Below are 24323 nucleotides of genomic sequence, written 5' to 3'. Positions count from 1 at the left end.
GCCGATCAGCGCCGGCCGCGCCCCCGCCCCGCACCGTCGCCGGGCATCGAGGCGATCATGTCCGCATAGACATCGCCGCCCGTGGCGATGTGGCGCACCATGGCCGCCGCGGCGGCGTCCTCGCTGCCGCGCAGGATCGCTTCCAGCACTTCCTCGTGCTCCGCCAGCGAGGCGCGGATGCGCGCAGGCTTTTCGAAGCGCAGATCGCGCATGCCGCGCATCCGTGCGCGCATGGTGAGGATCTGGCGCGACAGGATGTCGTTACAGCTGGCTTCGTAGATGATGTGATGGAACGTGTCGTTGGCCTTGCGGTACGCCCCGCCATCGGCCTGCTCGGCAGCCGCCCGGCATGCCTCCAGTGCCGTCTGGATCGCCTTGCGCTGCGGCGCCGAAATGCGGCGTGCCGCCAGCCGGGCGGCCAGCGACTCCAACTGCACCAGGATCTCGCTCATCGCCACGTATTCGCGCAGCGTGATCGATGCCACGATGGCGCCCTGACGCGGCACCAGATCGACCAGTCCGGCGGATTCGAGCTGGATCAGCGCCTCGCGCACCGGGGTGCGCGACACCTTGAAGCGCGCGAGCAACTGCTGTTCCTCCAGCTGCGTGCCGCTGGGCAACTTCCCGCTCAGAATGTCTTGCTCGATCGCCGTACGGATGGTCTCGGACAAGCTCTTCTTTTCATCGGACATGGAACACTGCGAGCGCGCTGAGTGGGGATGGCGCGATTCTACTACCGCGCCCGCCCGCGTATGCGCAATTGCCCGCTATGTGCACAAAAGCGACGCCACTCAGTCCAGCGAGATCTTCCCCGCCTTGACGATCTCGCCGTACCGCACCGTGTCGCGCTCGATCAGCTTGCGGAAGGCCTCCGGCGTATCGCTGACCGGCACGAAGCCGAGCTCGGTCAGCTTCTTCGATACTTCAGGACTGGTAGTGGCGGCGGCGATGGCCTTCGCCATGCGGTCCACCACCGGCTGCGGCGTGCCGGCCGGCGCCAGCAGGCCGGTCCACGAACTCATGACAAACCCGGGGAAGCCGGACTCCTCCATGGTCGGGATCTGCGGTTCTCCGGGCCAGCGCTTTGCCGACGCCACAGCCAGCACGTTGATCTTGCCGGTCTTCACGTGGGGCATGGGCACCAGCAGCGGATCGAACGCGATCGACACCTCGCCAGACACCAGCGCCGGCAGGATCGGCGCGCTACCGTTGTAGGGCACGTGCGTCATCTTGAGCTTCGACTCCATCGCCAGACGTTCGCCGGTCAGGTGCGCCGAGCTGCCAACGCCGCTCGAGCCGAAGGTCAGCGCGTCCGGGTTCTTGCGCCCATAGGCGACGAGTTCGCCGACGGTCTTTACCGGCAGCCGCTTGCTGGCAAACAGGAACAGCGGCAGTTCCGCCATCTCGGCCACCGGCACCAGGTCAGACGGCTTGTAGCTCAGCTTCGAGTAGAGCGACATGTTGGCGCTGTAGGCGGCCAGCACCGACACGAACGTATAGCCGTCAGGCGCGGAACGCGCCGCGACACCCACGCCAAGCGTGCTGTTGGCGCCCGGCTTGTTCTCGATGATGATGGGCTGGCCAAGGGTCTGCGAGACCCGCTCGAACACCACGCGCGACACGGTGTCGGTCGACCCGCCCGGCGTATAAGGAACGATGACCTTGATCGGCTTCGTCGGCCATTCTGCTGCGCTCGCCCCCTGGCCGATGGCCAGTCCCGCAATGAGGATGGCCGCCATGCGTGCGGCGCCCGTGGCGCGTGTCTTGATACTCAATTGCTGTCTCCGATTCTGTTTCTTTGAATTGCCGCGCGAGTCGGCGGCTCATTATGGGGGACGCAACGGCCAAACCAACGAGCGCCGCGCAAGTGGTGTTCGATATCCGGCCATCGGGGGGGCCGGCGCGCCGCATTCTTTACCAACGCACAAAACTGTTGATCCGCGATGTGTCTTCTTCGCTCGGCGCCGGGCAGCTAGATTGGCCCGTGCCCCCCACCGATCGCAGACGTCCGCCGCAATGACTGAATCCGCCCCCTCCCTCCCCTCTCCCGCAACCCGGCACCCGACTGACAGCTACGTCGGCCGCAATGCCGCTTACTGGCAACGGAATCTGGCGGTTGCCGTCTTCGGCTCCTTCACCACGCTGGTCAGCCTCAGCATGCTGCTGCCGTTCTTGCCGTTGTACGTGGAGCAACTCGGCGTGACGTCGCAGGACGAAGTGGTGCAGTGGTCAGGCGTGGCGTTCGGCATCACGTTCCTTGCGACCGCCGTGACCGCGCCCCTGTGGGGCAAGCTGGCCGACCGTTTCGGGCGCAAGCCGATGCTGGTACGCGCCGCGGTGGGCATGGCCATCGTGATGTCGATGATCGGGCTGGCCCACAACGTCTATGAACTCGTTGCGCTGCGCTTCGCCGCGGGGTTGATCGGCGGCTATGCGTCGGCGGCCACCGTGATGATCGGCACGCAGGCGCCGCCCGAGCGGGCGGGCTGGGCGCTCGGCGTGCTGTCCACCGGTGCGCTGACGGGTAATCTGGTCGGCCCGCTCATTGGGGGCCTGCTGCCGAACCTGATCGGGATTCGCGGCACGTTCTTCGCCGGCGGCGCCATGATCGGCGTGGCGGCGCTGCTGACGATCTTTGGCGTGCGCGAGGATTTCACACGTCCGCCGAAGGCCGCCAGCCAACCCGTGCCCTCCGACGGTGCTACCCGCAGCGCGCATCGCTTCGCGTTGCCGGCCTTGCTGGTGACCGCGGCGATGGTGTTGCTGGCCAATATGTCGATCGAGCCAATCATCACCGTCTATATCGGACAACTCGATGTACCGCACGACCGGCTGGCCACGGTGGCCGGCATCGTCATGGCCTGCTCGGCATTTGGCAGCGTACTGACGGCCTCGCGGCTAGGGGCGCTGGCCGACCGCGTCGGTGCCTGGCATGTCATCATCGGTTGCCTTGTGGCCACCGCCCTTGTCCTGATTCCCCAGGCGTTCGTGACCAACTGGTGGACGCTGGCCGCGCTGCGCGGCGTAATGGGGATGGCGCTCGCCGGGCTGCTCCCCGCCATCGGCAAGCTCGTACGCCAGGCCGTCAAGGAGCACCAGTCCGGCAAGATGCTCGGCTACCTGCAATCCGCGCAGTTCTCCGGGCAGGTGATCGGGCCGTTGATCGGCGCGCAGATCAGCGTGCACCTTGGCATGCGCGCGGTGTTCTTTGTTACCAGCGCCCTGCTGCTCGCCTGCGCCGTGTTCGATCGCTGGGCCAAGGCGCGCTGAACCGGCATGTCAGCCCCAGGGACGGGCAGAATCGGTTCGCATTCACAAGTCATCCGCAGGCAACACCGGTGGTCTATGCTGGAAGACAGCACATTCACCGGGACCATTCATGGCCTATCACCGAGATCCCCGTCCTGGCCGCGCCCTGGGCAGCGCGTTGGCCGGATGCATTCTCATTACCCTGCTCGGGCTTGGCGTGGCCGGCTGCGACACGCCGCCCCGGGACACCTCCTCCACGCCCCCGCCCCCGCGCGAGCCCATCGCCGCGAGCGACGACGTGTACCCGCCGCCCTCCACCGTGCACGACACCCGCCCCAAACGCACGACCCCCTAGGGGATGGGTCCGGGGCAGGCAAATGTTGCCAAGTCAGATGACGTTGACGGGGACGCGCGGAGGCCCCTGTCCGGTTACTTCACCGGCGTCAGGATCGGCGCGCCCTTTTTCTTGATCAGGAACACCACGAACTTCGCCGGCTCGGTATTGCTGGCGTTGCGCCCGACCGTGTGGATATCGTTCTGGCCTTCGTAGAAGGTATCGCCCGCCTTGAGCGTGACCTCCTTGCCGCCCTTCAGGCCCATGATGATGCTGCCCTCCAGCACATAGACGAAGGCGTGCGCATCATGGCGATGCACGGGATCCACGGCGCCCGGCGGATAGTCCACGACGATCATCTCGCCTTCCTTGCCCGGATATTCGGGCAACGGCTTCGTCATCAACTGCTTGACGCTGGCCTGCGGCGCGGCGGCTGCCGGCCCGGCCACCATCAGGCACGACAGCATCAGGGTTGCAGCAACGGATGCGACTGTCTTCATGGCATTACTCCAGGTTGGCCTTGTCGAGTCCGAACGCCTTGTCCGAGGAACCGGGCACCATGCGGAACGCCACGTTCAGGCGGTTCCAGGCATTGATGGCCCCGACCAGGAAGGTCAGATCCGACAGTTCCTTTTCGCTGTACTGGGTGCGCACGCGCTCGTAGATAGCGTCGGGCACGCCGTCGGCGGCAAGGTGGGTCAGCGCTTCGGTCCAAGCCAGCGCGGCGCGTTCGCGCGGCGAGAAGAGCGTCGATTCGCGCCAGATCGCCACGTGGTGCAGGCGCAGTTCCCGCTCGCCGTGGATCTTGGCCATCTTGATGTGCATGTCGACACAGAACGCACAGCCATTGAGCTGCGACGCGCGAATCTCGACGAGCTCGTGGATCGGTGCCTCGATCGTGGTCTTCTGGAACAGGGCCCCGAACTCGATGAGCTTCTTGGTCAGTTCCGGGGATTGCTGGAAGTAGTTCGTACGTTGGGTCATGACGTTTCTCCTGTGGTCGATGCCTGAGACCATGGTAGGTGGCGCGTGGACCCCACGCCAGACCGACTAGGCGCGCACAGTGTTTCCCGTCAGGCATCAATCCGCATGCCCACGGCAGCGCACGCCGCCCCCCGTTTACCCCCAAAGAATCAGGGATAACACCAAGACCCCAAGCACTGGCGCGGGATGCGTATTTCGCACAGCGGAATGCATCGCCCGATTGCTTGACGCTGGTCGAATCGCCATGCAAATTCGCTGAAAACGAACGACCGTGCTAGAACGCGAACCGCCTCCACTGCCCCGCTGCGGGAGACAGGATTCGCGGCAACGACACGGCGTCACCGGACCCTCGGCCCTGCCGGGTTCCAGGAGAGTGGCGCGCCACCTGGCGCGGCAACGCAAGGAGACAACACATGCAAGACAACCGACACGCGGCACCAGCGCCAGGCTGGCCGCGCTTGCCCGCCACATCGACGGCCACCCCGCGACAGCGCTGAACCGCCAGCATCCGCGCCGGTCAGGCTGACGCAACGCCGATCCGGCCCGCGCTGCCGCCCCAACGGCAACGCACCTCCACGCGCCCCGGTCCCGCGCCGGCGCGCACCTTGTTTCGCGAACCGTACGAGGTAATCCCGTGGCATTGTTTTTCCAACAGTTTCTCAACGGCCTGACGCTGGGCGGCGTGTATAGCCTGGTGGCGCTGGGGCTCACGCTGGTCTACGGCATCCTGCACGTGCCGAACTTCGCGCATGGCGCGCTGTACATGGCCGGTGCCTATGTGTCGTACTACGCCATGACCACGCTGGGCCTGAACTACTGGCTGGCGATGCTGGCTGCCGCGGCCGTGGTGGCCGTTCTGTCGATGCTGGCGGACCGCCTGGTGTTTCATCCGCTGCGCAACGCGCCCGAGATCCACGACATGATTGCCGCCATCGGCATCCTGCTGTTCCTGGAAGCCGGCGCGCAGGCGCTGTGGGGCGCGGACTTCCACCGCATGCCCACGCCGTACGGCCAGATGGTGGAGTTCCTCGGCCTCACCGCGCCGATGCAGCGCCTGCTGATCATCGTCGCCGCGTTCGGCCTGATGGTGCTGCTGCACCTGTTCCTGACGCGCACGGTCACCGGCTCCACGATCATGGCGATGGCCCAGAACCGCGAGGGCGCCGCGCTGGTCGGCATCGACGCCACGCGCGTCACCCTGCTGGTCTTCGCCATCTCGGGCGCGCTCGCCGCCATCGCCGCCACGCTGTACGCGCCGATCAACCTCGTCTACCCGAGCATGGGCAACCTGGTCATCACCAAGGCGTTCGTGATCATCATCCTCGGCGGCATGGGCAGCATCCCGGGCGCGATCGTCGGCGGCCTGATCATCGGCATGGCCGAGAGCTTCGGCGGCTTCTATATCTCCACCGACTACAAGGACATCATCGCGTTCATGCTGCTGGTGATCATCCTGTCCATCCGCCCGCAGGGCCTGTTCGCCGCCAAGACGGCGTAAGGAGCGATCCATGAAAGCACTGCAAGGAAAGACCGGCTGGGCCCTGCTGCTGGCGGCCGCCATCGCGTTTCCGCTGGTCGTGCCCAACAGCTACTTCCTGACCGTGATGACGCTGGCGTTCATCTACGGCATCGCCACGCTCGGCCTGAACCTGCTGACCGGCTATACGGGCCAGCTCAACCTGGCGCACGGCGGTTTCATGGCGATTGGCGCCTACACGGTGGGCATCCTGACCGTGGACCACCAACTGCCGTTCTGGCTCGCCTTCGCGCTCTCCGGCCTGGTCTGCATGGCGTTCGGCTACGTGGTGGGCGTGGTGTCGCTGCGCCTCAAGGGCCATTACTTCTCGATCTTCACGATGTGCGTCGGCTACATCATCTACCTGCTGATCGAGAAGTGGGAAGGCCTCACGCACGGCACGGTCGGCCTGATCGGCATTCCGGTGCCGGCGGCCATCGGCCCGATCACCTTCGACAGCGTGCCGGCGCAGTACTACCTCGTGCTGACCTTCCTGGTGATCGGCATGTTCATCATGCATCGCATCGTCAGCTCGCTGCTGGGCCGCAGCTTCCTGGCGGTACGCAACAGCGACGCGCTGGCCGAAGCGCTGGGCATCAACCTGATGCGCACCAAGGTGCTGTCGTTCGTGCTGTCGGTGGGCTTCGCCGGCTATGCCGGCGCACTCTACGCGGGGCAGGTGCGCTTCCTGGGCCCGGACATCGCCCGTACCGATGTCACGTTCGACATGGTCATGGCGATGCTGGTCGGCGGTACCGGCACGCTGCTCGGACCGCTGCTCGGCTCGGTGCTGGTGCCCTGGGTCACCCAGACGCTCCAGTTCCTGCAGGACTACCGCATGCTCGTGTTCGGCCCGGTGCTGATCCTGCTGATCATCTTCTTCCCGGATGGCATCGTCGGCTCGTACCTGAAGAAGCAGGCCCGCCGCGCCGCCGCCGCACGCCGTGGCCAGCATGCCGCCGCGCGCCCCGGCAACGTGCAGCCACCCGTCCCGACCACCCGCCCCGGAGCCGAGAATGCTTGAGATCCGCAACCTCACCAAGAAATTCGGCGGGCTGACCGCGGTGCACGACGTGTCCGTGGCGTTCGAAGCCGGCCATATCAACGCGATCATCGGCCCGAATGGCGCCGGCAAGACCACCTTCTTCAACCTGATTGCCGGCACGCACGCGCCGAGTTCTGGCCAGATCCTGTTCAAGGGGCAGGACGTGGCCGGCCTGCGCGCGGACCAGATCGCCCGGCTCGGCGTGGCGCGCACGTTCCAGGCCACGGCCCTGTTCGACCGCGCGACGGTGCTCGACAACCTGATCGTCGGCCACCGGCTGCGCACGTCGTCGGGGCTGGCCGACGTGCTGTTCAACTCCCGGCGCCTGCGCCAGGAAGAGCGGCTGTGCCGCGAGAAGGCCGAGGCGGCGCTCGACTTCGTCGGCCTGACGCATCTGGCCCATGAGGTGGCCGCCGACATCACCCAGGAAGCCCGCAAGCGCGTGGCCTTCGCGCTGGCGCTGGCCACGGACCCCGAACTGCTGCTGCTCGATGAACCGGCCGGCGGCGTGAACCCCGAGGAAACCGTGGGGCTGGCCGAACTGATCCGCAAGATGGTGCGGCACGGCAAGACCGTCTGCCTGATCGAACACAAGATGGACATGATCATGCGGCTGGCCGACAAGATCATGGTGCTCAACTACGGCGAGAAGATCGCCGAAGGCACGCCGGCGCAGGTCCAGCAGGACCCGCGCGTCATCGAAGCCTATCTGGGAGCCGACCATGTTGCAGCTTGAACGCGTCTCGCTGTCGTACGGCAGCTTCCGTGCGCTGGACAACGTCTCGCTGCACGCCAAGGCCGGTGAACTGGTGGTGCTGCTCGGCGCCAACGGCGCGGGCAAGAGCTCGATCTTCCTGGCGATGAGCGGCATCCATCGCACCAGCGGCGGCAGCATGCGCTTCGATGGCCGCGAGCTGTCCGGCATGAAGCCGTCGCAGATCGTGCAGGCCGGGCTGGTGCACTGCCCCGAAGGCCGCAAGCTGTTTCCGGCGATGAGCGTGCAGAAGAACCTGACGTTGGGCGCCTACGTGCACCGCCGCGACAGCGCGGGCATCCGGGAGACGCTCGAGGAAGTCTTCGAGATGTTCCCGATCCTGCGCCAGAAGAAGGACGACCCCGCCGGCTCGCTGTCCGGCGGGCAGCAGCAGATGGTGGCGCTGGGCCGCGCGCTGATGGGCCGCCCGCGTGCGCTGCTGCTGGACGAGCCGTCGCTGGGGCTGGCGCCGCTGGTGGTCAAGCAGATGTTCGAGGTGATCCAGCGCATCAACCGCGCCGGCACCACGGTGCTGCTGGCCGAGCAGAACGCCTACGCCGCCCTCGGCATCGCGCATCGGGCGTACGTGATCGAGAGCGGCCGGATCGTGATGGAAGGCGACCGGGAGTCGCTGCTCAAGGACGAAGGCATTCGGAAGGCTTACATCGGCGGGTAGATCGAACAACACCAGACAAGCGCAGTACCAAATCCAAAAAGGAGACAGCAATGCAGCACAAGACGATGGGTCGTTTCTTCCCGCTGGCCGCATGCGCCGTGGCCGCGCTCTTCGCCGCCACGCCCGCGCTCGCGCAGGAAGTGGTCAAGATTGGCTACACTGGCCCGCTCTCCGGCGGCGCCGCGCTGTATGGCAAGAACGTGCTGTCTGGCATCCAGATGGCCGTGGACGAGATCAACGCGCAGGGCCTGGCCGTCAACGGCAAGAAGGTCAAGCTGGAAGTGGTGGCGCTGGACGACAAGTACGCGCCGGCCGAGGCCGCCATCAACGCCCGCCGCCTGGTGCAGCAGCACAAGACCCCGGCCGTCTTCGTGCCGCATTCGGGCGGCATCTTCGCGCTGCAGGCCTTCAACGAGCAGGAGAAGTTCCTGGTCATGGCCTACTCGAGCGTGCCGCGCATCACCGATGCCGGCAACAAGCTGACCATCCGCATCCCGCCGGCCTATACCGGCTATATCGAGCCGTTTATCAAGGCCCAGATGAAGCGCTACGGCAAGAACGTGGCACTGGTGCCGGCCGACCATGACTACGCCAAGGCATGGGTGCAGGCCTTCGTGCCGGCCTGGGAAGGCGCCGGCGGCAAGATCGTGGGCAACAACCCGATGTCGTACACCAAGGCGACCGACTTCTACACCGGCGTGTCGCGCGCAATCGCCGAGAAGCCGGACGTGATGTTCGTGGGCGGCCCCTCGGAGCCGACCGCGCTGGTCGTCAAGCAGGCGCGCGAGCTGGGCTTCAAGGGCGGCTTCATCGTCATGGACCAGGCCAAGATGGACGAGATGGCCAAGGTCACCAACGGGCTCGGCATGCTCGAGGGCTCGATCGGCGTGATGCCGCTGGTCAACGACACGCGCCCGGCCGCGCAGGCCTACAACGCCAAGTACAAGAAGCTCCATGATGGCCGCGATGCCACCACGGAGATGTCCCTGAACTACACGATGACGTGGGCGCTGGCCAATGCGATGAAGCTGGCCGGCACGACCACCGACTCGGCGGCCATCCGCGCCAAGATTCCGGAGGCCGTCAAGGCCCTGCCGAAGGACGTGAACCCGAACGAGGTGGAGGGCATCGACGCCAAGGGCGGCTCGGTGGCGGACACCGTGGTCGGCTGGGTCCAGAACGGCAAGATCGCACCGGTGCGCCTGTCGGAACTGGCGAAGTAAGCCAGGCGGCGCAGCAACAGGCTTCTACGGAGGGAGAAGGCGTAGCAAGGCGGTACCAGCCGGCGGCACAGCCGGCGTGAAATGTGGAGAGAAAGCGAAGGGCGTCCGGTGGCTCCGGACGCCCTTTGTCTTTGGTGCGCGTCGCGCGGGTTAGCGCCGATCGTCGTTGCGCGCCTGCATCGCCCCGCGGTTGCCGTGGCCGCCCCGGTCACCCGGCTCATTCTGGCCGCGCTGTTGTTGCTGCTGCTGTTGCTGCTGGAACTGCCGCTGGCGTTCCTGCTGCTGTTGCTGTTGCTGCTGCGCCCGTTGCTGCTGGTCCTGGGCCTGCCGCTGCTGCTGGGCCTGACGCTGCTGCTCCATCTGCTGGCGCTGCTGGTCCTGCTGCGCGCGCTGCTGCTCCTGCGCCTGCCGCTGCTGTTGCGCAGCCTGGCGCTGGTGCTCCATCTGCTGGCGCTGTTGCTCCTGCGCGGCCCGCTGGTGTTCCATCTGCTGGCGTTGCTGCTCCTGCTGCGCGCGTTGCTGCTCGAACTGCTGGCGCTGCTGCCGCTGCTGATCCTGCTGCGCCCGTTGCTGGTCGAACTGGTGGCGCTGCATCGCCTCGCGCTGCTGGTCCTGCTGCTGGCGCTGCTGCTCCTGCTGCGCCCGCTGCTGGTCGAACTGACGGCGCTGGGTCGCTTCGCGCTGCTGGTCCTGAAGCTGGCGCTGCTGCTCCTGCGCCATACGCTGCTGGTCGTACTGCTGGCGCCGCTGCAGATCCTGCCCCTGGCGCTGCTGCTCCTGCAATTGCCGCTGCTGCTCCTGGCGCTGATTCTGTAGCGCCTGCTGCTGGCGTTGCTGGAAATCGGCCGATTGCCGCTGCTGCTCGCCCAACTGCCGTTGTTGCTCGAACTGCTGGCGCTGCACGGCCTGTTGCTGGCGTTGGGCCTCGGGCGGCACGCCGCGCATCTGGTCCGGGCGTGTGCTCCAGTTCCTGCCGTTGTCGCGCGGATTGTCGTCGGGACGCTGGGCGCCACCCTGCACCGGGTTCACGAAGCCGCGCGGCGCGCCGTCACGGCTCGGATCGCCGCCACGATGGCGGGCTGCCAGCGCGGCCTCGGTCAGGCGCACGTCCGGCCGGCCCTGTCCACCTTGGCCGCCCGGCCCCCCTCGGTCACCGCGATCACCTCTATCACCTCTATCGGCCTGCCCCGCCTGTTGCGACGGCGGGCGCCCCGGGCGCCGGTCGTCGAACGCCGGGCGGCCCGGCAGGTGCGTGGCGATGGCCTGCCGCTCGAACCCCTGCCGCGCCATCGGCGGCAGCGCACGCGTCGGCGCCTCGCCTATATAACTACGCTTGACTGGCGCCATCGGCGGCGCGCCCCGGCCCTCGCCCACCGGCAAGGTCCGCCACGCGTCGTGGTGGGACCCGCGCGGCACAGGCCGGCCTTCGACGAAATTGCGCGACGGCATGCCCGTGATGGCGCCCGGCACGTTGCGATTAACCCAGCGCTCCCGGTCCCGGTCACGGCCGTCCCCGCCCCGCCCATAGTGGTGGATCGGGGCGTAGTTAATCCGCGAGACATAGTTCTGGCTGGCCCGATAGCCCGGCCGGTAGACATCGCGCGGCCCGAGCGGGTACCAGGCGACCCCGGGGCCGCCGCCAATCCGGATAGTGGCCGCGCTGCCGCCGATAAAGCCGACCACGGCCGGCGCGTAGTACGGGCGCACGCTGGCCGGGCCGGGCACCCAGCCCCAGCGGTTGCCGAAATGGGCCCAGCGGCCATAGTGCGACGGGGCAAAGCCCCAAGGCGCGTCATCGATCCAGGTCCAGCCCCATGGCGCCACCCAGGCCCAGTGCCCCGTGCTGTACGGCGCCCAGCCGCTCGGCACCGCGCGCGGGAACCACACCGCGCCGTAGCCGGCGTCCTGCTGCCAGTCGCCATAATCATCCAGCGCGGCGTAGCCGGTCATCTCGCGCGGCACATAGCGCGCGGCGACGGACTGGTCCTCGCGGGCGTCACGGGCGGCGGTCCATTGGTCGAAGCCGTCTGGCGGCGGGTACGCGCCCGCGCCGGCATCGGCAAGGTCGGTGCCGGCAAAGCGCATGCGCTGGCCGCGCGACAGCTCGACCGAGCGCGAATCCCCATACACGACTGCGCTGCCGTGGCGCATGCTGACCAGCGTGGTGCTGCCATCGGGCGAGACGTCGATCCGATAATCGCCCGGTTCATTGGGCACGAAGGCGAGGTTGGGCGTATCGACTTCCACCTGCTGGCCCTGCGGCAGGGCGCGCACGCGCAGTTGCAGCGAGCCTTGCGTGAGCTTGACCTGCGTGGTGTCGTCGTCGAGGTTGAGGATGCTGGCGGCCGTGCCGCCGCCCAGCCGCACCGTGGTGGTGCCGGCATGGACTTCGGCCCGGCCGCCCGGATCCACCCAGAGCCGGTCGCCGGTGGTCACGGGCCGGTTCAGGCCGATGGCCGCCCATTCGTCCGAGCCGGCCGGCGCGAAGCTGATGCCGCCGGCTGCATCGGTCAGGGTGGCGATCCGGGATGACGGATCGGCATATTGCCCGTTCGGCGCCAGTGCGTCGGGGTTGCCGAGGACGGAGCCGTCCGGGGCGCCCTGCGCGTAGCCGGGCGGTGCGTAATCCTGGGCCTGCGCCATCAGGCCGTGCGCCGCCAGCGCGGCAGCCAGGGCAATCGCCAGGCGATTAAGGGGTTGCATCGTGCAAATCATCTCTGTTCCGGACACCCACCGCGTTTGGCGGGTGTCGCCGTAATGTCACCGTATATCGGATAACGGCAGGGAACGCGACTTGCGGACCTGACTTTGTAAGCACATATTTCCCCCGCACCGTCCTGAGGTCGGGCGGATATGCGCGGAAACAAGTCTTGCAGATGCTGACAGGACGACCGGTTTGCTGCGACGCAGCATAAACGCTCAGCGCGGCTGGTTGCGCAGGAAGTCGGTCAGCCGGTCAGGCGGCATCGGGCGGCCATAGAAGTAGCCTTGGGCCTCGATGCAGCGGTTGGCGAGCAGGAAATCGCGCTGCTCGGCGGTCTCCACGCCTTCCGCCACCACGCCGATGCGCAGGCTTTCGCCCACATTGATGACCGAGCGGACGATGGCGGCGTCCACATCGTCGTGGGTGACGTTGCGGATAAAGGACTGGTCGATCTTGAGCCGGTCCACGGGGAACGTCTTCAGGAAGCTCAGGGAGGCGTAGCCGGTGCCGAAATCGTCGCAGGTCAGCGTCACGCCGTCCCGGCGCAGGGCCTGGAGCTGGTCGGAGACATCGTCGCCCTGCTGCAGGGCGATGGTCTCGGTGATTTCGATCTCCAGCAGCTTCGCCGGCAGCTCCAGCGCGCGCAGCACGTGGCGCACCTCGGTCAGCAGCCGGCTTTCCGATAGCTGGGCGGCGAACAGGTTGATGGCCACGCGCGGCGGTTCGGCGAAGGTCAGCGACCACGCCCGCGCCTGGGCGCAGGCGGTATGCAGCAGCCACATGCCCACGTCGCCGGCCACGCTGCTGGCCGCCAGGGCGTCGATGAAAGCGGCGGGCGTCAGCAGGCCCAGCGTCGGGTGGCGCCAGCGCATCAGGGCCTCGGCGCCCACCACGCGGCCATCGCGCAGGTCCACCTGGGGTTGATAGAGCAACTCGAACTGGCGCTGGGCATAGGCCTCGCGCAGCGCCTGCACCAGCGACAGCCGCGTGGTCACGTCGGTGCGCATCTGCGGCTTGAAGAAGCGGATGGTCCGGCCGCCGTCGTGCTTGGCCCGGGCCAGCGCCAGGCTGGCCGCCGCCAGGACATCGGACGAATTCTCGCCGCCGGCCGGCATCACGCAGGCGCCGATACTGGCCAGCACATGGTGCCGGCGGCCGTTCATTTCATAGGGGGCGGACAGCATCGACAGGATGGCGGCGCTCACGTGGCGCACCAGCGTCGGGTCCGAAATGGAGGTCAGCAGCACGCCGAACTCGTCGCTGCCCACGCGGCCGATGATGGCGTCGCGCGGGGAGGCGTCGGCCAGCCGCCGGGCCACGCCCTGGAGAATGGCGTCGCCCTCGGCATGCCCGTGCATGTCGTTGAAGGCGCGAAAGTCGTCGATGCCCACCAGCAGCAAAGCAAAGCGTGGCGGCGCCTCGCTGCGCAGGCGCGCCTCCAGTCGCGTCAAGTATGCCTGGCGAGCGACCACGCCGGTCAGCGGATCGAGATCCGCCGGCGGCAAGGCGCCAGTCGCCTGTACCTCCGACCTGGCCACCATCCCTGCCCTATCAGTTGTGATGAACATATGTCCCGCTCAAGCTATTTGGCAAGTGTGACGAAAACCATGGAAAAATCAAGCGGTACAGAAATGCGGCGCAACCGCGCAACGGCGCGGGCTGGCGGGCGGCTGCCCGGCACCCTCCCACGTTGTCAGCGCCGGGCGCTTACAGTACCCTACGCCGCAAACGCCTGCCGCACCCGCAAGGCCATCCGCCTTCCGGCGGATAGCGCCCCGCCGCGAATCCTGCCAGCGGCTCATTCAAGCAGACCAACGCGGACCCGACCGTGAACAACTGGACCATTCGCTCGCGCATCCTGGCGAGTTTCAGCCTCATTCTCCTTGTCATGGCGCTGATGGGCGTGGTCGCCTATAACCGCCTGTCCGCCATCGAGCATGAAAGCGATGTCATGCGCAACGATGCCCTGCCCGGCCTGAACTACAGCGCGGGCATGCGCGGCATCTGGGGCGAGTTCTACGTGCTGGCCTGGCAGATCGTGACCACCGACGACGCCGGCGCGCGCAACCGCCTGCTGGCCCAGCACCAGGACGCCACCCAGCGTTTCCACCGCATGGAACAGCTGTATGAAGCATCCATCGTCCGCGGGGACGATCGAGCCCGTTTCGCGGCGTTCAAGGAACTTCACGCACGATACGACCAGGCTGCGCAACTTTACCTCGACCCGACCAAATGGCGCGACACCGCCACCGCCGAGACCGCCCTGCGCGGGCAGGCCCACGACGTCTGGCTCGACGGCCGCAAGGCGCTGCAATCCCTGGTCGACGACAACAACGCCATCGCGAGCGGCGCCGCCACCGACATCAGCAAGGCCGTGGATGGCGCCAAGAAGAGTATCGAGGTGGCGCTGACGCTGGCGGTGGTAGTGGCCGCGGTCTGCGGCTACCTGCTGCTGCGTTCGATTACCGTGCCGATGGGCGGCATCGTCTCGCTGCTGACCGGCATGCGCGGCGGCGACCTGCGCCAGCGCATGGCGCTGGGGCGGCGCGACGAATTCCTGGCCGTCGAGGAAGGCTTCAACCAGATGTCCGGCGAACTGACCACGCTGGTTGGGCAGGCGCAGCGCTCGGCGATCCAGGTCACCACGTCGGTCAACGAGATCGCCGCCACCGCCCGCCAGCAGCAGGCCACGGCCACCGAGACCGCCGCCACCACGACCCAGATCGGCGCTACCTCGCGCGAGATCTCGGCCACTTCGCGTGACCTCGTGCGGACAATGGGCGAAGTCTCCCATGCCGCCGAGCAGACCGCCGGGCTGGCGGGCACCGGGCAGGTCGGGCTGTCGCGCATGGAGGCGACCATGCACCATGTGATGGAGGCCGCCGGCTCGGTCAACGCCCGGCTGGCCACGCTCAACGAGCGCGCCGGCAATATCAATCAGGTGGTGACCACCATCGCCCGCGTGGCGGACCAGACCAATCTGCTGTCCCTGAACGCCGCCATCGAGGCCGAGAAGGCCGGCGAGTACGGGCGCGGCTTTTCCGTGGTGGCGACCGAGATCCGGCGTCTGGCGGACCAGACCGCCGTGGCCACCTACGATATCGAGCAGATGGTGCGCGAGATCCAGTCGGCCGTCTCGGCCGGGGTGATGGGCATGGACAAGTTCTCGGAGGAAGTGCGCCGGGGCATGTCCGAGGTGACCCAGGTGGGCGACCAGCTTTCCCAGATCATCGGCCAGGTGCAGTCGCTGGCGCCGCGCGTGCAGATGGTGAACGAGGGCATGCAGGCGCAGGCCGGCGGCGCCGAACAGATCAACCAGGCGCTGATGCAGCTGTCCGAAGCCGCGCAGCAGACCGTGGAGTCGCTGCGCCAGTCGAGCCAGGCCATCGACGAGCTGACCCTCGTGGCCAACGAACTGCGCAGCGGCGTCTCCCGCTTCAAGGTGTGAGCGCGGGCTCCGCGACGCGCATGTCCCGCCATGGCCCTCTTCCTGCTGTTCCGCATCGGTCCTGACCACTACGCGCTCGATACCGCCGAGGTGGCCGAGGTGCTGCCGCTGACCACGCTCAAGCAGATTCCGGGGGCGCCGGCATGGGTCGCCGGGCTGATGGTGCGTCATGGCCAGCCGGTGCCGGTGATCGACATCCCGGCGCTGGCCACGGGCACGCCCGCCGTGGCGCGCCGGAGCACGCAACCGTGCTGGTGCATTATCGCCGCACAACCCACGACCAACCCGCCCGCCTGCTCGGCCTGCGGCTCGAATACGCCACGGAAACCCTGCGCGCCGATCCTGCCGCCTTCGTCGACGGCGGCATCGACCCTGCCCCGGTGCGCTACCTCGGGCCCGTGCTGCACGACGCGCGCGGCCTCGTGCAATGGGTGCGCGTGGGCGCGCTGCTGCCCGATGCCGTGCACGACCTGCTGTTTCCCGATCCAGCCCCGGCATGACCGACGCCCCGCACCCGCTCACGCCCATCGAGGTGTTGCTGAAAGAACGCATCGGGCTCGATGCGGGCGCCATCGGCGCCGGCACCATCGCGCGCGCCGTGCTGGAACGTCAGATCGCCGTGGGCGCCGCCGATCTCGGCAACTACTGGAACGTGCTGCACGCGGTGCCAGACGAGCTGCAGGCGCTGATCGAAGCCGTAGTGGTGCCCGAAACCTGGTTCTTCCGCCATCGTGAAGCGCTGCTGGCCATGGCGAGCTTTGCCGCCCACCGCATCTTCGGCGATGGTGTGCCGATGCTGCGCGTGCTGAGCGTGCCCTGCTCCACCGGCGAGGAGCCGTACTCCATCGTCATGGCGCTGCTGGACGCCGGCGTGCCGCCCGAACGGTTTCGCGTGGATGCCGTGGATGTCAGCGCCCGGGCGCTGGAGCGCGCGCGCGCCGGCCACTATGGCAACAACGCGTTCCGGGGCCGGCCGCTGGACTTCCGCGAGCGCTACTTCGCGCCGGTGGCGGCGGGCTACCAGATTGCCGATGGCGTCCGGGCACAGGTCCGGCTGCTATCCGGGAATCTCCTCGACCCGTCGCTGCTCGCAGCCGAGCCGCCCTACCACGTGGTGTTCTGCCGCAACCTGCTGATCTATTTCGATCCGGAGACGCAGCGCCGCGCGGCGCAGGCGCTGGTGCGCCTGGCGCGCCCGGACGGCCTGATCTTCGTCGGCCCGGCCGAAGCCAGCCTGCTGACGCGCGAAGGGCTCGCCGGCGCCGGGGTGCCGCTCGCCTTCGCCTTCCATCCCCACGCGGTGCGCCCGCCCGTGCGGGACGTGCCGGCGTCGTTGGCATCGGCCTTACCCCGTGCGCCGCTGCCGGCTTCCCCCGCCGCTCCCGCGCGCCGGCCCCAGCCGGCCCCCGCGTTGCGCGCCGCGCCGCCCGCCGCCACGCACGCGCGCCCGCCCGCGCAGCAAGCCGGCGGCGATGCGCTCGCGGAGATTGCTGCCATGGCTGACCGTGGCGATGTGGCCGACGCCACCGTCGCGTGCGAGCAATACCTGGCACAGCGCGGCCCATCCGCCAACGCCTACTGCCTGCTCGGCGTGCTGCACGACGCCGCCGGCCACGTCGCCGATGCGCATGCCGCCTACCGCAAGGCGGTGTACCTCGATCCCGGCCACGAGGAAGCCCTCTACCACCTTGCCGCCCTGCTCGATAGCGAGGGCGACGCCGGCGGTGCCGCGCGCCTGCGCGAACGCGCCCAACGTCACGCCCGCATGAGCCATGGTTGAAACCTCCGCCACCCTGCTGCCGAACCTTGCCGCCATCGACGATTGCTGGCGACGCATCGGCGTGTCCGGCGACGCCTCGTGCCCGCTGCTGGCGACGCATGTCCACTGCCGCAACTGCCCGACCTACGCGCAAGCCGCCACGGCGCTGCTCGACGCGCTGGCCGTCGACGACCTTGTGGATGCCGCCACGCTCGATCAACCTACCGGGAGTGCGTTCCATGTCGACCGTGCCGCAGGGCAGTCTTGCGTGGTCTTCCGCGTGGGCGATGAATGGCTCGCGCTGCCGACCGCCGTGCTCGGCGAAGTCACCGCGCCCGCGCCGATCCACTCGCTGCCGCACCGTCGCCACGCGGCGCTGGTTGGCGTGGCATCGGTGCGGGGGGCGCTGCTGACCTGCGTGTCGCTGGCGCTGCTGTTCGGCGGCACGGCGGCCGATACCAGCCGCGCGGGACGGTTCCTGATGCTGGGCCAGGGGCGCAATGCCATTGCGCTGCCTGTGGCCGAAGTGGCAGGCGTGCAGCACGTGCCCCACGCCGCGCTGCTGCCGCTACCGGCTACGCTCGCCCGCGCCTCCGCGCACTACACGCGCGCCCTGTTCGAGCATGACGGCCACACGGTCGGCCTGCTCGATGCCGACCTGCTCCGGCAGGCGCTGTCGCGGAGCCTGTCATGAATCCCGAACAGCTCCGCGATGCCTCGATGCTCGAACTGTTCGCGCTGGAGGCGGACGCGCAGGCGGAAATCCTGAACGCGGGGCTGCTGGCGCTCGAACGCGAGCCTGCGGCGGCCACGCACCTGGAATCGTGCATGCGCGCCGCCCACTCGCTCAAGGGTGCAGCGCGCATCGTCGGGCTGGATGGCGGCGTGCGCGTGGCGCATGTGATGGAAGACTGCCTCGTCGCCGCGCAGCGTGGCGGCCTGCTGCTGACGCCGTCCCATATCGACGCCCTGCTGCAGGGCACCGACCTGCTGCAACGGATCGGCCATCCCCCGGGCGGCGCGCTCGACTGGCCCGAACGGGAAGGACTGGCCGAGATCAACGCCTGCGTCGCGCACCTCAACGCGCTGCTCGACGGCACTGAACTGGAGCCGGCCCCCGCGCGGATGCCGGCGGTATCCGCAGCAACGCCCGAGGTTTTCCCCCCCGAAGTCCCGCCCGCCCCTCAGGCCACGGCCGCCGCCGACCCGCAGGAACGCATGCTGCGCGTCAACGCGGACCGGCTGGACCGGCTGCTGGCCATGGCCGGCGAATCCATGGTGGAGACGCACTGGCTGCGCCCGTTCGGCGGCGCCATGCAGCAGGCGCGGCGCCAGCAAATGCGCGCGCTCCAGGCGCTGGAAGGCATCCAGGCCCTGCTGGCCAGTGCCGACGGTACCGTGCCACGGCTGCGCGCCGCGCTGGCCGAAGCGCGCCAGTTGCTTGAGGACAGCCACGGCCAGCTTTCGCAGCGCGTGGAGGAGATCGACCAGTACGATCATCGGGCGAGCCGGCTGTCGCGCCGGCTTTACGACACCGCGCTGTCCTGTCGCATGCGACCGCTCTCGGACGGCATCATGGGCTATTCGCGCATGGTGCGCGACCTCGGCCGCGCGCTCGGTAAGCCCGTGCATCTGGCGCTGGCGGGCGAACAAACCCAGGTGGACCGCGACATCCTCGAACAGCTCGACGCCCCGCTGGCCCACCTGCTGCGCAATGCGGTGGATCACGGCATCGAGCCGCCCGAAGTGCGCCGCGCCGCCGGCAAGCCCGAGGAAGGGCGCGTCTCGCTGCACGCACGCCATAACGCCGGGCGGCTTGTCATCGAGATCTTCGACGATGGGGCCGGCGTGGACTTCGGCGCGTTGCGCGAGGCCATCGTGCGCCGCAGCCTGGCGCAGCCCGAGACGGCGGCGCGGATGTCCGAGACGGAACTGCTCGAATTCCTGCTGCTGCCCGGCTTCAGCCTGCGCGAGACGGTGTCTCATGTCTCGGGGCGTGGCGTCGGGCTGGATGCGGTGCAGGACATGGTGCGCGCCGTGCGCGGCAGCCTGCGGCTCTCGCAGCAGCCCGGCAGCGGGCTCCACTTCCATCTCGAATTGCCGCTTACGCTGTCCGTCGTGCGCACGCTGCTGGTAGAAGTCGCCGGCGAAGCCTATGCCTTCCCGCTCGGGCACGTCATGCGTGCCGTGGCGGTGCGCCGGGACGAGATCGAGCAGGTGGAACAGCACCAGCACTTCCGCCATGACGGCCGGCCCGTAGGCCTCGTCAGCGCGGCGCAACTGCTGCAACGGCCCGAGACCGCCACCCCGGACGCCGACACCGTGCCAGTAGTCATCATCGGCGAGCAGGATCGCGTCTACGGCATTGCCGTGGACCGCCTGCTGGGTGAACGCATGCTGGTGGTGCAGCCGCTGGCGCAGGCGCTGGGCAAGATCAAGGACATCGCGGCGGGCAGCCTGACCGACGACGGCACGCCCGTCCTGATCTTCGATGTCGAGGACATGCTGCGCTCGGTCGAGAAACTCGTGTCGGATGGCCGGATCGAGCGCGTGCGCCAGGCCGGCGCCGGCACTGCCGACGTCCGCCGCAAGCGGGTGCTGGTGGTCGACGATTCCCTGACCGTGCGCGAACTGGAGCGCAAGCTGCTGGCCGGGCGTGGCTACGATGTGGCCGTGGCCGTGGACGGCATGGATGGCTGGAACGTCCTGCGCGCGGAGCCCTTCGACCTCGTCATCACGGACGTGGACATGCCGCGCATGGACGGCATCGAACTGGTCACCCGCATCCGCGAGGAGCCGCGCCTGCGTCAGTTGCCGGTGATGATCGTGTCGTACAAGGACCGCGAGCAGGATCGCGAACGCGGGTTGCAGGCTGGCGCGGACTATTATCTGGCCAAAGGCAGTTTCCATGACACGGCGTTGCTGGACGCCGTGCTGGATCTCATCGGCGAGGCACGTGCATGAAGATCGGTATCGTCAATGATTCTTCGCTGGCCGTGGCGGCGCTGCGGCGCGCCATCGCGCTCGATGCCACGCACGAGATCATCTGGGTGGCCGGCGATGGCGAGCAGGCCATACGCATGGCGACCACGCAAACGCCCGACCTGATCCTGATGGACCTGCTGATGCCGGTCATGGATGGCGTGGAAGCCACACGGCGCATCATGGCCGCCACGCCGTGCGCGATCGTCGTGGTGACGATGGACCTCGGGCGCAACGCGGACCAGGTGTTCGCCGCGATGGGTCACGGCGCGATCGATGCGGTGGACACGCCCACCCTGACCGAACCGGACGCGCAACTCGCGGCGGGGCCGCTGCTGCGCAAGCTCCGCAACATCGCCCGGCTGCTGAATGGCCGCGCCATCGCATCGCATTCCCTGACTGCCGCCACGCCTACGCCGGCCGCGCCCCGCCTGGTGGCGATTGGCGCCTCGGCAGGCGGGCCGGCTGCACTGGCCACGTTGCTGGGCGCGCTGCCGGCTGACTTCGGCGCGGCGGTGGTCGCCGTGCAGCACGTGGACGAGGCGTTCGCGCCCGGCATGGCCGAGTGGCTCAACGCCCAGTGCGCGCTGCCGGTGGGCATCGCGCGCGCCGGCGAGCGGCCGCGAATCGGCACCGTGGTCCTGGCGGGCACGAACGATCATCTGCGGTTGATACATGCCGCGCGGATGGCCTACACCCCGGAGCCGGGCGATTACCTGTACCGGCCTTCCATCGACGTGTTCTTCGAATCGGTGGTGGAGCACTGGCGCGGCGAGGCGGTCGGCGTGCTGCTCACCGGCATGGGCCGCGACGGTGCCCTCGGCCTCAAGGCGATGCGCGACCGTGGCTACCTCACCATTGCGCAGGACCAGGCCACCAGCGCGGTGTACGGCATGCCCAAGGCGGCTGCGGCACTGGACGCCGCCGTCGAGATCCTGCCGCTGCCGCGGATTGCCGCGCGGCTGGTGAAGGCGTGCGGCGGCGGCCACCAGAACAAGAACAAAGCACAGGATGCATGAAAATGCCAAGACCTAAACCTCAAGCCGATGCGGCGGCAAATAGCGCGAACAGCACAAAAGGCGCCAACAACGAATACATGGCGATGGTGCTGCTGGTCGACGACCAGGCCATCATCGGCGAAGCGGTGCGCCGCGCGCTGGCCGGCGAGCCCGACATCGACTTCCACTACTGCGCGCAGCCGGACGAGGCCGTGGCCGTGGCGGAGCGCACGCAGCCAACCGTCATCCTGCAGGACCTGGTGATGCCGGGCACCGACGGCCTGACGCTTGTGCGGCGCTATCGGGAGAACCCGGGCACGCGCGACATCCCCATCATCGTGCTCTCCACCAAGGAAGAGGCGACGATGAAGAGCGCCGCGTTCGCGGCTGGCGCCAACGACTATCTCGTGAAGCTGCCGGACACCATAGAACTCGTGGCGCGCATCCGCTATCACTCGCGCTCCTACCTGAACCTGTTGCAGCGCGACGAAGCGTATCGGGCACTCCGGCAGAGCCAGCAGCAGTTGCTCGAAACCAACCTCGAACTGCAGCGGCTGACCAACTCCGACGGCCTGACCGGGCTCTCGAACCGCCGCTATTTCGACGAGTACCTCGGCGCCGAGTGGCGGCGCGCACAGCGCGAGCAGACGCAACTCGCACTGCTGATGATCGACGTGGATGCCTTCAAGGCCTACAACGACACCTACGGCCACGTGGCCGGCGACGAGGTGCTGCGCCGCGTGGCGGGCGTGATCCGCGACAACTGCGCGCGGCCGGCTGACCTGCCCGCGCGTTTTGGGGGCGAGGAGTTCTCGATGATCCTGCCGGCCACCTCGGCGGGCGGTGCAAGGTTGCTCGCGGAGAAGGTGCGGCGCGCGATCGAGTCGCTGCAGATTCCGCACAACGGGTCGCCCACCAGTGGCGTGGTGACCATCAGCATCGGCGGCGCGGTGATCGTGCCCGATGAAACTGGCGATGCCAGCCGCCTCGTGCAGGCAGCGGATACCGGCCTCTATCAGGCCAAGCGCAACGGCCGCAATCAGGTCGTGATGGTGTAAGTATTTCCCGCGCGCGGCACCGCGCCGCGCGCCACCCCTCTTGCCCCACGGCCGACAACGCATAGCGCCGTGTAAGAACTACCTCACCCTTTTGGACCACGTGCCGCGCCATGTCTTCGCGCGGCATTCCCCATGCTCGATGCGCGCGACACAACGTGTACTTGTATCAGCTTTGTAACCGAACTGTGGGAATTCTCCGACATTGATATCGGAGTCGCCCGGCTGTCTCCCCTCTCCCCGCATGTCTATCGTTGCATCAGGCAAGCGCATTCACGCACGGCTGCCAGCAGCAACAGTAACGATTGCCCGCGCGGCACGCCACCATCGCCATTCGAGAGAGCACCGGCGCATTGGGTCGGTGTGAGGTCTTGTGCGTGTCGCGCGCCCCAATGATCCCAACGTAAAAGAGGTGAAGAACCATGGAAATCAAGCGGAACATCATTCTGGGCCTGGCGCTCGCGACCACGGCAGTCCTGGCAGCGTGCGGTGGCGGCGATGACGGCATCGACGACCGCGTGGGCCTGAGCAAGCCCTCGGTGCGCGTCATCCACGCCGTGACGGCCGGCCCCAACGTCGACGTGCTGCAGAACGGCGCGCTGACCTCGCTGAGGAACATCCCCTACAAGACAGTCTCGGGCTATTTCAACGTCGAGGAAGGCAATAACCTGTTCGCGTTCAACCTGGCCAACACGTCCACGCAGATCGGTGCGACCACGGTTTCGGCGCACACCGGCCACAAGTACACCGTGGTGGCGCTGCCTGGCACGACGGCCGCCGACGTGCTGCAGATCGACGATCCGTACGGCAAGGGCCTGCTGGACACCTCCGCCCGGATTCGTGGTCTGAACGCCTCGATCAATGCGCAGAACGTGGACATGTACCTGACCACGCCGGCGCAGGACATCGCCGCCGTGAACCCGACGATCGCCGCCATCAGCTATAAGAATGCGGTGCCGGCTTCGGGTCAGGATTCGATCTATGTGGATGGCGGCACCTATCGCCTGCGCGTGACCGCGGCCGGTACCAAGACCGTGATCTTCGATTCGGGCGCGCTGACCGTGAACAAGAACGACGACTGGCTGATTACCACGATCCCGGCCGACGGCTTCGGTGCCGTGGTGCCGAACAAGATCAAGGTCCTGGTGGCACAGAGCAGCACGAGCAACGCCACGGCGCAGGAACTGGTCAGCCAGCAGTAAGCCCCGCTACATAGCAAGAGCCCTCTCCTCGGGCCAGGACGCCGCCGCTTCAGGCGGCGTCTTTCTTTTGCGCGTGGTTGCCTGCGCCCGGCAGGTCGGACTTGAGTACGTCGAGGTGCGAGAGGTACGCGTCCAGTTCGGCGCGACCGCTGTCGGTGATGGTATAGACGCGGCCGTTACCTTCCACGAGTTCCGCCGTGATCGAGCGAGCGATCATCAGGCTGCGCAGAATGGGCCGCAGTGCGCGGATGTTCTTGTCGATGCCGCGCTCGCGCAGCCGCTCCATCAGACTGAAGACGGTAGAGGGGCTGGCCTGGACGAGCTTGAGGATGTAGAGCCGGGAAACGACCCGGTCGAGCGAAGGCGTGATCATGGGCGCAGTCGCTTTGGAAAG

General features: G+C 67.9%; 21 protein-coding genes and 1 pseudogene. 15 read left to right on the top strand and 7 right to left on the bottom strand.

The genetic code is table 11. The features are described 5' to 3' along the window. Nucleotides 1–5 precede the first annotated feature (5 nt). On the bottom strand, nucleotides 6–692 hold the full coding sequence (locus BM115_RS13300) for a GntR family transcriptional regulator (protein WP_092294518.1): 687 nt from the start codon (nucleotides 690–692) through the stop codon (nucleotides 6–8). A gap of 99 nt (nucleotides 693–791) precedes the next feature. Continuing rightward, nucleotides 792–1739, bottom strand: a complete 948-nt coding sequence (locus BM115_RS13295; protein WP_177219924.1) for a Bug family tripartite tricarboxylate transporter substrate binding protein — start codon at nucleotides 1737–1739, stop codon at nucleotides 792–794. A 277-nt stretch (nucleotides 1740–2016) separates the two neighbouring features. Between BM115_RS13295 and BM115_RS13290 the strand changes: the two genes are divergently transcribed. After that, the gene (locus BM115_RS13290) at nucleotides 2017–3270 is read left to right on the top strand and encodes an MFS transporter (protein ID WP_092294514.1); all 1254 of its coding nucleotides are present in this window, start codon (nucleotides 2017–2019) and stop codon (nucleotides 3268–3270) included. 109 nt (nucleotides 3271–3379) lie between these two features. Next, nucleotides 3380–3604, top strand: a complete 225-nt coding sequence (locus BM115_RS27095) for a hypothetical protein (protein ID WP_143093890.1) — start codon at nucleotides 3380–3382, stop codon at nucleotides 3602–3604. A gap of 74 nt (nucleotides 3605–3678) precedes the next feature. Here BM115_RS27095 and BM115_RS13285 read toward each other — a convergent pair whose 3' ends face one another. After that, the gene (locus tag BM115_RS13285; RefSeq protein ID WP_092294512.1) at nucleotides 3679–4083 is read right to left on the bottom strand and encodes a cupin domain-containing protein; all 405 of its coding nucleotides are present in this window, start codon (nucleotides 4081–4083) and stop codon (nucleotides 3679–3681) included. Nucleotides 4084–4087: 4 nt separating this feature from the next. Beyond that, complete coding sequence (locus BM115_RS13280) at nucleotides 4088–4567, bottom strand: carboxymuconolactone decarboxylase family protein (RefSeq protein ID WP_092294510.1); 480 nt, start codon at nucleotides 4565–4567, stop codon at nucleotides 4088–4090. A gap of 634 nt (nucleotides 4568–5201) precedes the next feature. On the opposite strand from BM115_RS13280, the gene BM115_RS13275 reads away from it, so the two are divergent. The 5 genes from BM115_RS13275 to BM115_RS13255 are packed head-to-tail and all read left to right on the top strand — an operon-like array spanning nucleotide 5202 to nucleotide 9781. Next, entirely contained in the window at nucleotides 5202–6065 is an 864-nt protein-coding gene (locus BM115_RS13275; RefSeq protein ID WP_092294508.1) for a branched-chain amino acid ABC transporter permease, read from the top strand. 10 nt (nucleotides 6066–6075) lie between these two features. Next, on the top strand, nucleotides 6076–7107 hold the full coding sequence (locus BM115_RS13270) for a branched-chain amino acid ABC transporter permease (protein WP_092294506.1): 1032 nt from the start codon (nucleotides 6076–6078) through the stop codon (nucleotides 7105–7107). Then, complete coding sequence (locus BM115_RS13265) at nucleotides 7100–7864, top strand: ABC transporter ATP-binding protein (RefSeq protein ID WP_092294504.1); 765 nt, start codon at nucleotides 7100–7102, stop codon at nucleotides 7862–7864. Before BM115_RS13270 ends, BM115_RS13265 begins: the two co-directional genes overlap by 8 nt. Continuing rightward, nucleotides 7851–8558: an ABC transporter ATP-binding protein gene (locus tag BM115_RS13260; RefSeq protein WP_092294502.1), complete on the top strand. Its 708-nt coding sequence runs from the start codon at nucleotides 7851–7853 to the stop codon at nucleotides 8556–8558. The genes BM115_RS13265 and BM115_RS13260 overlap by 14 nt, the downstream gene beginning before the upstream one ends. A 50-nt stretch (nucleotides 8559–8608) precedes the next feature. Then, nucleotides 8609–9781, top strand: coding sequence for an ABC transporter substrate-binding protein (locus BM115_RS13255; protein ID WP_092294500.1), 1173 nt, complete (start codon nucleotides 8609–8611; stop codon nucleotides 9779–9781). A 150-nt stretch (nucleotides 9782–9931) separates the two neighbouring features. Here BM115_RS13255 and BM115_RS13250 read toward each other — a convergent pair whose 3' ends face one another. Beyond that, on the bottom strand, nucleotides 9932–12484 hold the full coding sequence (locus tag BM115_RS13250) for a DUF6600 domain-containing protein (RefSeq protein ID WP_177219910.1): 2553 nt from the start codon (nucleotides 12482–12484) through the stop codon (nucleotides 9932–9934). Nucleotides 12485–12700: 216 nt separating this feature from the next. After that, on the bottom strand, nucleotides 12701–14026 hold the full coding sequence (locus tag BM115_RS13245; protein ID WP_092294498.1) for a putative bifunctional diguanylate cyclase/phosphodiesterase: 1326 nt from the start codon (nucleotides 14024–14026) through the stop codon (nucleotides 12701–12703). 287 nt (nucleotides 14027–14313) lie between these two features. Here BM115_RS13245 and BM115_RS13240 point away from each other — a divergent pair, with 287 nt between their 5' ends. From BM115_RS13240 to BM115_RS13205, 8 genes and pseudogenes are all read left to right on the top strand, one after another. Continuing rightward, nucleotides 14314–15933, top strand: coding sequence for a methyl-accepting chemotaxis protein (locus BM115_RS13240; protein ID WP_092294496.1), 1620 nt, complete (start codon nucleotides 14314–14316; stop codon nucleotides 15931–15933). Between the two features lie 30 nt (nucleotides 15934–15963). After that, nucleotides 15964–16433 (top strand): annotated as a pseudogene (locus tag BM115_RS13235) (chemotaxis protein CheW). Beyond that, nucleotides 16430–17713, top strand: a complete 1284-nt coding sequence (locus BM115_RS13230; protein WP_092294494.1) for a CheR family methyltransferase — start codon at nucleotides 16430–16432, stop codon at nucleotides 17711–17713. Before BM115_RS13235 ends, BM115_RS13230 begins: the two are co-directional and overlap by 4 nt. Then, entirely contained in the window at nucleotides 17706–18386 is a 681-nt protein-coding gene (locus tag BM115_RS13225; RefSeq protein WP_092294492.1) for a chemotaxis protein CheW, read from the top strand. Before BM115_RS13230 ends, BM115_RS13225 begins: the two co-directional genes overlap by 8 nt. Beyond that, the gene (locus BM115_RS13220) at nucleotides 18383–20656 is read left to right on the top strand and encodes a hybrid sensor histidine kinase/response regulator (RefSeq protein WP_092294490.1); all 2274 of its coding nucleotides are present in this window, start codon (nucleotides 18383–18385) and stop codon (nucleotides 20654–20656) included. The genes BM115_RS13225 and BM115_RS13220 overlap by 4 nt, the downstream gene beginning before the upstream one ends. Beyond that, nucleotides 20653–21693: a chemotaxis response regulator protein-glutamate methylesterase gene (locus tag BM115_RS13215; protein ID WP_092294488.1), complete on the top strand. Its 1041-nt coding sequence runs from the start codon at nucleotides 20653–20655 to the stop codon at nucleotides 21691–21693. The genes BM115_RS13220 and BM115_RS13215 overlap by 4 nt, the downstream gene beginning before the upstream one ends. A 2-nt stretch (nucleotides 21694–21695) precedes the next feature. After that, nucleotides 21696–22730: a response regulator gene (locus BM115_RS13210; protein WP_092294486.1), complete on the top strand. Its 1035-nt coding sequence runs from the start codon at nucleotides 21696–21698 to the stop codon at nucleotides 22728–22730. Between the two features lie 419 nt (nucleotides 22731–23149). Continuing rightward, nucleotides 23150–23929 carry a DUF4397 domain-containing protein gene (locus tag BM115_RS13205; RefSeq protein ID WP_092294484.1) on the top strand — a complete coding sequence of 260 codons (780 nt, stop codon included), beginning with the start codon at nucleotides 23150–23152 and terminating at the stop codon, nucleotides 23927–23929. 49 nt (nucleotides 23930–23978) lie between these two features. Here BM115_RS13205 and BM115_RS13200 read toward each other — a convergent pair whose 3' ends face one another. Beyond that, nucleotides 23979–24302 carry a helix-turn-helix transcriptional regulator gene (locus BM115_RS13200; protein ID WP_092294482.1) on the bottom strand — a complete coding sequence of 108 codons (324 nt, stop codon included), beginning with the start codon at nucleotides 24300–24302 and terminating at the stop codon, nucleotides 23979–23981. Nucleotides 24303–24323 lie beyond the last annotated feature (21 nt).

Origin of the sequence: Cupriavidus sp. OV096, from assembly GCF_900115455.1 — a bacterium.
Lineage (GTDB): Bacteria > Pseudomonadota > Gammaproteobacteria > Burkholderiales > Burkholderiaceae > Cupriavidus.
Note: the sequence above shows the minus strand (reverse complement) of the source record. Positions and strands in the feature narration are given on the sequence as shown.

Excerpts from the sequence above, each read along its gene's own strand:
- BM115_RS13255 (WP_092294500.1), top strand. The coding sequence starts at position 8,609 with ATGCAGCACAAGACGATGGGTCGTTTCTTCCCGCTGGCCGCATGCGCC.
- BM115_RS13220 (WP_092294490.1), top strand. The coding sequence starts at position 18,383 with ATGAATCCCGAACAGCTCCGCGATGCCTCGATGCTCGAACTGTTCGCG.
- BM115_RS13290 (WP_092294514.1), top strand. The coding sequence starts at position 2,017 with ATGACTGAATCCGCCCCCTCCCTCCCCTCTCCCGCAACCCGGCACCCG.
- BM115_RS27095 (WP_143093890.1), top strand. The coding sequence starts at position 3,380 with ATGGCCTATCACCGAGATCCCCGTCCTGGCCGCGCCCTGGGCAGCGCG.
- BM115_RS13200 (WP_092294482.1), bottom strand. The coding sequence starts at position 24,302 with ATGATCACGCCTTCGCTCGACCGGGTCGTTTCCCGGCTCTACATCCTC.
- BM115_RS13280 (WP_092294510.1), bottom strand. The coding sequence starts at position 4,567 with ATGACCCAACGTACGAACTACTTCCAGCAATCCCCGGAACTGACCAAG.
- BM115_RS13295 (WP_177219924.1), bottom strand. The coding sequence starts at position 1,739 with ATGGCGGCCATCCTCATTGCGGGACTGGCCATCGGCCAGGGGGCGAGC.
- BM115_RS13225 (WP_092294492.1), top strand. The coding sequence starts at position 17,706 with ATGGTTGAAACCTCCGCCACCCTGCTGCCGAACCTTGCCGCCATCGAC.
- BM115_RS13245 (WP_092294498.1), bottom strand. The coding sequence starts at position 14,026 with ATGGTGGCCAGGTCGGAGGTACAGGCGACTGGCGCCTTGCCGCCGGCG.
- BM115_RS13250 (WP_177219910.1), bottom strand. The coding sequence starts at position 12,484 with ATGCAACCCCTTAATCGCCTGGCGATTGCCCTGGCTGCCGCGCTGGCG.
- BM115_RS13215 (WP_092294488.1), top strand. The coding sequence starts at position 20,653 with ATGAAGATCGGTATCGTCAATGATTCTTCGCTGGCCGTGGCGGCGCTG.
- BM115_RS13270 (WP_092294506.1), top strand. The coding sequence starts at position 6,076 with ATGAAAGCACTGCAAGGAAAGACCGGCTGGGCCCTGCTGCTGGCGGCC.
- BM115_RS13260 (WP_092294502.1), top strand. The coding sequence starts at position 7,851 with ATGTTGCAGCTTGAACGCGTCTCGCTGTCGTACGGCAGCTTCCGTGCG.
- BM115_RS13265 (WP_092294504.1), top strand. The coding sequence starts at position 7,100 with ATGCTTGAGATCCGCAACCTCACCAAGAAATTCGGCGGGCTGACCGCG.
- BM115_RS13205 (WP_092294484.1), top strand. The coding sequence starts at position 23,150 with ATGGAAATCAAGCGGAACATCATTCTGGGCCTGGCGCTCGCGACCACG.
- BM115_RS13300 (WP_092294518.1), bottom strand. The coding sequence starts at position 692 with ATGTCCGATGAAAAGAAGAGCTTGTCCGAGACCATCCGTACGGCGATC.
- BM115_RS13210 (WP_092294486.1), top strand. The coding sequence starts at position 21,696 with ATGCCAAGACCTAAACCTCAAGCCGATGCGGCGGCAAATAGCGCGAAC.
- BM115_RS13285 (WP_092294512.1), bottom strand. The coding sequence starts at position 4,083 with ATGAAGACAGTCGCATCCGTTGCTGCAACCCTGATGCTGTCGTGCCTG.
- BM115_RS13230 (WP_092294494.1), top strand. The coding sequence starts at position 16,430 with ATGACCGACGCCCCGCACCCGCTCACGCCCATCGAGGTGTTGCTGAAA.